Here is a 6,308-nt window from a genome sequence, read left to right on the forward strand (position 1 = left end):
ATGATCACGAAAAATTAAATAATGTGCTCTGCTTTTCGTGCATTGTAATCCATGGCCTGTAGCCAAACCAAGATACATATCAAAAAAATCTAAAAACTTTCACCCCGTTTCAGTTACCCAAACGTTTTATATACGAAAACAATATAACAGGGATAAAATCATGACGACATTAGCCACTCTTCAACAGCCTAATTCAGCAATTCCAAAACTCGCACTATCGCTTGTTGGCGCAGTTATTATTACTTTTGCCACCTTTGGCTTTATGCAAAACTTAGTTTCTCAGGAACTCACTCCCCCCATTGTCGACATAGAAGTATTTGATCTTACTATTGCAACGGATAGAGAGGACTCTCCAGTCGAAGAAAAAAGGGTAATGCCAGAACCACCAAAACCAATAACGGCCCCAGTTAGACCGACTGAAAATATCGTTGATACAGGAGATAATCTACAAATTAGTAGCGAGACACCTAGCGTAGATTTAGGTAAGTTTACTAACACCATGACGCTGCAATTCTCCACCGATGGGCAAGCGACTCCACTTGTTAGAAGCAACCCTAACTATCCGCCCGCGGCTGCTAGAGATGGAGTGGAAGGCTGGGTAGAAATGGAGTTTGCCATTTCTCCACAAGGCGAAGTGATTGATGTTAAAGTGACGAATGCGGAGCCTAAAAGAGTATTTGATCAGGCTGCTGTCAGAGCACTAAGGAAATGGAAGTATAGACCACTTATTGTTGATGGAAAGCCGCAGCCGCAATACGCTCAGCGCGTTGTATTAGAGTTTACACTGGAACAATAACAGCCATTGATACGTAATCAATTTGAGCCGCTGAGTCACGAAGTAAACTTCTTAATTTAACCTGAGGCTTGGATAAGGAATGAGCTAACTCATTGTTTTTAATACCACATTAAATTATCCCCTTATCTAGCCTGACAGTTTTAGGGATAATAAGGCGAATTTATGCACCAATAGCTGGCTATTGGAAGTGAATTCAACGCAGTTAGCGCTAAAACTGGCTGCTAGAAAGGCATTAATTATCCGAAGCTCAGGTTAATTTAGCTTATTGATATTAGGGTCTGTTGACCCTTGAGACTTAGGATTGCCTATGCTGAGTAGCTTGAAAATGTGGCGTGCTCGCGCCACCAGCAACGTAGAAGATCCGCTTTATGAATATGCGACGACGGGTAAAGTAAAATACCTAGAGCAAGTCATTGAGCGCTATCAAGGTGATTTATTTCACTTTCTAAAAACACAAACACAGGCGGCGTCGGCAGAAGATATATGTCAAAAAACATGGCTAAAAGTCATCGAAAAGAAAAGCGCTTATCGACAACAGGGTCACCCCAAGGCTTACTTGTTTCACATTGCACGTAACTTGCTAATCGATTCAATCAGAGCGTCAGGTAAACTCTCTGAGTTGACAGATAGTAAAGTAGGTATGACCAACTCCAATGAGTTCACAAAAACATCGGAGGAACAGTGGCTATACCAGCAAATTGCTACACTTCCTTTATTACAAAAAGAGGCGCTAAGCTTGCAGTTAGAAGGGTTCAGCTTAGCTGAAATAGCACAAATTGTAGGGGCCACACAAGAGACTGTAAAAACTCGAATTAGATACGCAAAAGAGACTCTAAAGTCTCAAGTGGGTGAAGATCATGAGTAATTTAGACAAATTTGACGCCAAGTTAAAAGCGGCTTACCAAGCTAACAAGCAGGAAAAACCGTTAACTTTGGCTACTCGCATCAAGGTGCGACTAGTTAGCTTTGCCCATCATTATTTGGGTCGTATAGAAACTTGGCAGTGGAGCGCGGTTACTTGTTCAGTCGCTTTACTTTTCACCTTATGGTATCAAAATCAACATTTTGATATTGATAAAGAATATAACTCAAATGCTCATTTAGTCAGTTATGGAGATTTTCAACACATCGAAACGCATGAGCTACAGCAAGGCCAGTATCTTGCCCGTATAGATGAACAGAAAAAAGTGCTGGATGCTAGATTTGAGGCTGCGCAACAACAAGTTCAAGAACAGCGTTACGGTCGACTCGTTGCAATTAACGATGATGCTTGGTTAATTGAAGAGTGTAATACCCATACCCTCATCGAGTTAAAGCAAAGCCTACTTAGCGTGATGCCACAGCCAAAAACTAGTGTTATCAATTTTAATACGCCAGTTATGCTAGCACTGTCGACCGCCAACAACGGACAAATTATTGCTATTGAAAGTACGGGGCAAAACCAAGTTTTGGCTTGCCCCTAACTGGCGCTTACTCTTAAATCATAATAAGGCTGGCAATAAAGAAGCAGATAATTGCTAATACCCCGCCCACCAATGCATAAGGCAACTGGGTTTTAACATGAGTCAGTAAGTCACATCCAGATGCCAGTGCCGATACCGCACTGGTATCAGAGATAGGCGAGCAGTGATCACCAAATATTCCGCCACTTAAGATAGCACCAAGCACAAGCGACGGTGGCAGGCCTAGCGATTGAATAAGTGGCACACCAATAGGTATTAATATGGCGAAGGTGCCCCATGATGTACCAGTCGTAAATGACATGATTGCACCAGTAATAAAGAGTACAGGCACTATCAAGTAAATAGGCAAATAGTCACCAACTAAAGACGCAACAAAAGTCCCTGTTCCTAACTCTTTTAGACTTGCACCTAAGGTCAAAGAGAGTAACACAATACTTACCAATGGCAGCAGTTCTCCCATTCCCTTAAACCCAACATCCATTAGCTCGTGATGACTAAATCTCTTGCCGGTTAAAAGCAGCAAGTATGCAACCGTTGAAGCTAAGAGTGTGGCATAAAGTACTGATTTAGAGCCACTACCATTTGCCAATACACCATTGCCTGTCCAAAACATAAATCCAAGCATACTTACAATCAGCGTTAATAAAGGGATCAGCATATAACGCGACTTGGTAGCACTCGGCCCACTACTTATTTCAGCCGTATGGTGTTTTAACTCTTGTTCCGCAGCCTTCATCGGTCCATGAGCTTTATCAAAGACAATCGTATAGAGAACAATTAACAGCGCGATAATCGCATAAAAGTTAAACGCGACACTACCCCATAAAATACTCACTGCTGACTGCTCAAGTTCGTAGTTACTCAGCAGCCCAAGCACATAAGCTCCCCAGCCATTAAGTAAAATCAAAATACATACAGGAGCACTAGTACTATCGATGATATAAGCCAAACGAGCCCGACTCATTTTGAACCTGTCAAATAGCCCCCTCGCAACAATACCAGAAGTTAGTACACTCATATTTGATTCGATAAACACAGCCGTGCCAGTCAACATGGTCAGTAAGCCAACCTGACGCTTACTCTTAGCGACGCCTCGATTAAGCAGCATATTCACCGTTGCAGCAACCCCACCTGACTCTCGGATGAAGGCGAGCAATGCACCGATCACAATGCTAAAAATCAAGATCCGGCTGTTACCTGCCGATGTCGCAACCTCAATAACACGTTCGATACTGCCTACAAATGTGCCAGCAACTAGCGACTGCTGGCCATGTACAGCCAATAAAAATTCGGAAGAAACTAACGCTAAAATCAAAGCGATAATCACTTCTTTACGCCAAAACACGACTGCAATCGCAATCAAAGGTGGCAAAATCGAGTACCAAGCCATATAGTTTAGTCTATAAATTCAAAACACTTAGCTTAAGTTAAGCGGTTTAAAACACCAAGTCTTTGCGACTAAATTAAATTTAAGTCAACATTTAACCCCAATACTGGTACAATGAGTGTGTTTTGTGCAATGATATTCCTTTTTGGTCTATCGTAACGTTCCAATTGAACCTATAATATGGACAGATTAATTTAGTTCGGATTGAGTATCGTATGTCTACATTTGTCAAAATAAAAGCACTTCGTCCATCACTCTCAAATAGTGAAGCAAAGCTTGCTGACTTTACCTTGAACTCGGGCGATAAAATCCGTGCGCTTTCCTCCGTTGAGCTGGCACGCGAAGCCGGTGTCAGCCAATCTAGCGTCGTAAAATTTGCCCAAAAGCTGGGGTATAAAGGATTTCCAGCATTTAAACTTGCCGTCGTTGATGCGCTCAACGAGCAAACAGATACCAGCGCAGCAATTGATGAGTTAATTTCCAGTAATGACTCCATCGAGTTAATCGCAGATAAATTACAACTAAAACAGCAAAATGTTATTTCCGAAACTCGAAAACTTAACTCAGCAAAACAGTTTGAGAACGCAATTCAGTTGGTGAAAAACGCACGAAAAGTCATCGTATGTGCACTTGGTAGTACCTTCACTATGGCCCAAGATCTAACTTGGAAACTCCAAAAGCTTGGTATTCCGGCAATTGCTCAGGTCGATGAAATCAGTGCCTCTAGCTTTATTGCAACGATGGGAAAAGACGATCTTTTTATTGTGATCAGCAATACAGGAACCAGCAAGAGCTTGCTAACCTTGACTAATCAAGCTCTGGATAATGGCTGTAAATGTCTTGCCATTTCACGTTATGGTAGCCACTCACTCGCGGAAATGGCAGATGCGATACTGTATTGCATCAATGAAGGGGAGCCACTTAAGCATTCAGGTATGCTGTCTCGTACTTCTCAAGCCTACCTTATTGATGTTTTATTCACTGCACTCGCGCAATCTAACCTGCATTGGCAAAAACGTGTGGATAAGGCCAATGAAAACATGCAAGTATTGCGTAGCGAGTAAGACTTAAGCCACTCACGGCAGACTCGTGCTGCCGTTTACCTCTAGCAAAAACCCGTTACAGTCTCGGGTATAATAAATACTTTTTCCGCTGCTTTAAAAAATCTTGTACATCCTGCTGCCACAGTTTCCTCAGCTCTGATGCCGATTGGCCAGATTCAATGGCTTTGCGGACTTTGTCCGTGCCTGCAAGCTTATCGAGAAAACCGGGGGACTGAAAAAACGCTTTATTCTCGTGTTTGAACTGTGCGTATGCAGCAACAAACCAAGTTAGATCAAAACCTCGTACATTGCTGTTTCTTAAATCCTGCCCAAACGCAGTCACACCATTTAATTTAGGATTGGAAGCCGCACCTAGTACTGGTCGGGGAGTGAACTGAAACTCACCCAACTTAGGGTCTGGATAGCCAAAAACTTGAAAGGGAAAATCCGTTCCACGACCAACAGAAATAGGTGTCGCTTCAAAAAAGCACAAAGATGGATACAAGTAGATTGCTTGTTGGTTTGGCAGGTTAGGACTTGGTGGGATCGGCAATCTGTATTCGGTGGTACCGCTATAATTTCGCATTGGAAATACACGTAACTGTGGCGCTTTTAGCGAGGTTAACCACCCTTCTCCTTTAATCATAGCCGCAAGTTCGCCAACGGTCATGCCATGCAATACGGGAATGGGATGCATACCAACAAAAGATTGAAATGGGTTTTCTAATAATGGGCCATCAACATATGCGATATTTGGGTTTGGCCTATCAAAAACCCAAAATTCAATATTTGCATCGGCTGCAGCTTCCATCGCGAGGTGCATAGTGCTGATATAAGTATAAAAGCGTAACCCCACATCTTGAATATCAAAAATAAGCACATCGATATCTTTGAGCTGCTCAGGCCTTGGCTTTTTATTACTACCATAAAGCGAAATGATTGGTAGCCCAGTTTTCACATCTGTTGCATCATCTACTTTAGCACCCGCATCATAATTACCACGAAAACCATGTTCCGGTGCAAAGACCTTTTTAACATCCACTTCTTTATTCAGTAAGTAATCAACTAGATGTTGGTCCTCAATGCGGGATGTTTGGTTTACGATTAATCCGACGCGCTTACCTTTTAACACAGGTAAATACTCTTCTGCGCGCTCAGCACCTAATGTAAGCGCTTCAACAGTTAAAGGAACACAACAAAAAACAAGTAGTAATAAAATTCTGAGTGATTGAAACATATAACGCTTTCTCTAAATAAATACGCGATTAGGGTATCAGTCAGAAAAAAAATGAAAAGTATTTCGGGAGTTTAATCATGCAGTAGTGAATCTCTGAGCGTCGTCGTCTTCAACTTTCATAAAAGATCGCAGGGTAAACCTGCTCCTACATGGATATTAGACACAAAAAACCGACTTTCGTCGACTTGTTTGTCTCTTTATTTCACCACTTGAGGAAAAGTGGCGAACGCAGGACGTGTGTTGTGGAGAGTGAACCTCCTAGCGCCATCATATTCAACTTTCGTAAAAGATCGCAGGGTAAACCTGCTCCTACACGATACATTTAAGCACAAAAAAACCGACTTTCGTCGGCTTGTTTATCTCTTTATTTCACCACTTGAGG

General features: G+C 42.2%; 6 protein-coding genes. 4 read left to right on the forward strand and 2 right to left on the reverse strand.

What is annotated here, in order from left to right:
- Nucleotides 1-160 precede the first annotated feature (160 nt).
- The 3 genes from MHN32_RS11670 (at nt 161) to MHN32_RS11680 (ending at nt 2,259) form a co-directional block, all read left to right on the forward strand.
- The gene (locus MHN32_RS11670) at nt 161-796 is read left to right on the forward strand and encodes an energy transducer TonB (protein WP_239421775.1); all 636 of its coding nucleotides are present in this window, start codon (nt 161-163) and stop codon (nt 794-796) included.
- Between the two features lie 307 nt (nt 797-1,103).
- The gene (locus tag MHN32_RS11675; protein WP_010606200.1) at nt 1,104-1,661 is read left to right on the forward strand and encodes an RNA polymerase sigma factor; all 558 of its coding nucleotides are present in this window, start codon (nt 1,104-1,106) and stop codon (nt 1,659-1,661) included.
- A complete protein-coding gene (locus MHN32_RS11680) occupies nt 1,654-2,259 on the forward strand; it encodes a hypothetical protein (protein ID WP_010606199.1) in 606 nt (201 codons plus the stop codon). Before MHN32_RS11675 ends, MHN32_RS11680 begins: the two co-directional genes overlap by 8 nt.
- A gap of 13 nt (nt 2,260-2,272) precedes the next feature.
- On the opposite strand, the gene MHN32_RS11685 is transcribed toward MHN32_RS11680, so the two are convergent.
- Nucleotides 2,273-3,649: a Na+/H+ antiporter NhaC family protein gene (locus MHN32_RS11685; RefSeq protein WP_239421776.1), complete on the reverse strand. Its 1,377-nt coding sequence runs from the start codon at nt 3,647-3,649 to the stop codon at nt 2,273-2,275.
- A gap of 212 nt (nt 3,650-3,861) precedes the next feature.
- Here MHN32_RS11685 and MHN32_RS11690 point away from each other — a divergent pair, with 212 nt between their 5' ends.
- The gene (locus MHN32_RS11690; protein WP_010606197.1) at nt 3,862-4,710 is read left to right on the forward strand and encodes a MurR/RpiR family transcriptional regulator; all 849 of its coding nucleotides are present in this window, start codon (nt 3,862-3,864) and stop codon (nt 4,708-4,710) included.
- A 55-nt stretch (nt 4,711-4,765) separates the two neighbouring features.
- Here the strand turns inward: MHN32_RS11690 and MHN32_RS11695 are convergent, their stop codons facing one another.
- Complete coding sequence (locus MHN32_RS11695; RefSeq protein ID WP_239421777.1) at nt 4,766-5,926, reverse strand: DUF1343 domain-containing protein; 1,161 nt, start codon at nt 5,924-5,926, stop codon at nt 4,766-4,768.
- Nucleotides 5,927-6,308 lie beyond the last annotated feature (382 nt).

This window comes from Pseudoalteromonas sp. Of11M-6 (genome assembly GCF_022347905.1).
In the GTDB taxonomy this organism is placed as follows: Bacteria; Pseudomonadota; Gammaproteobacteria; order Enterobacterales; family Alteromonadaceae; genus Pseudoalteromonas.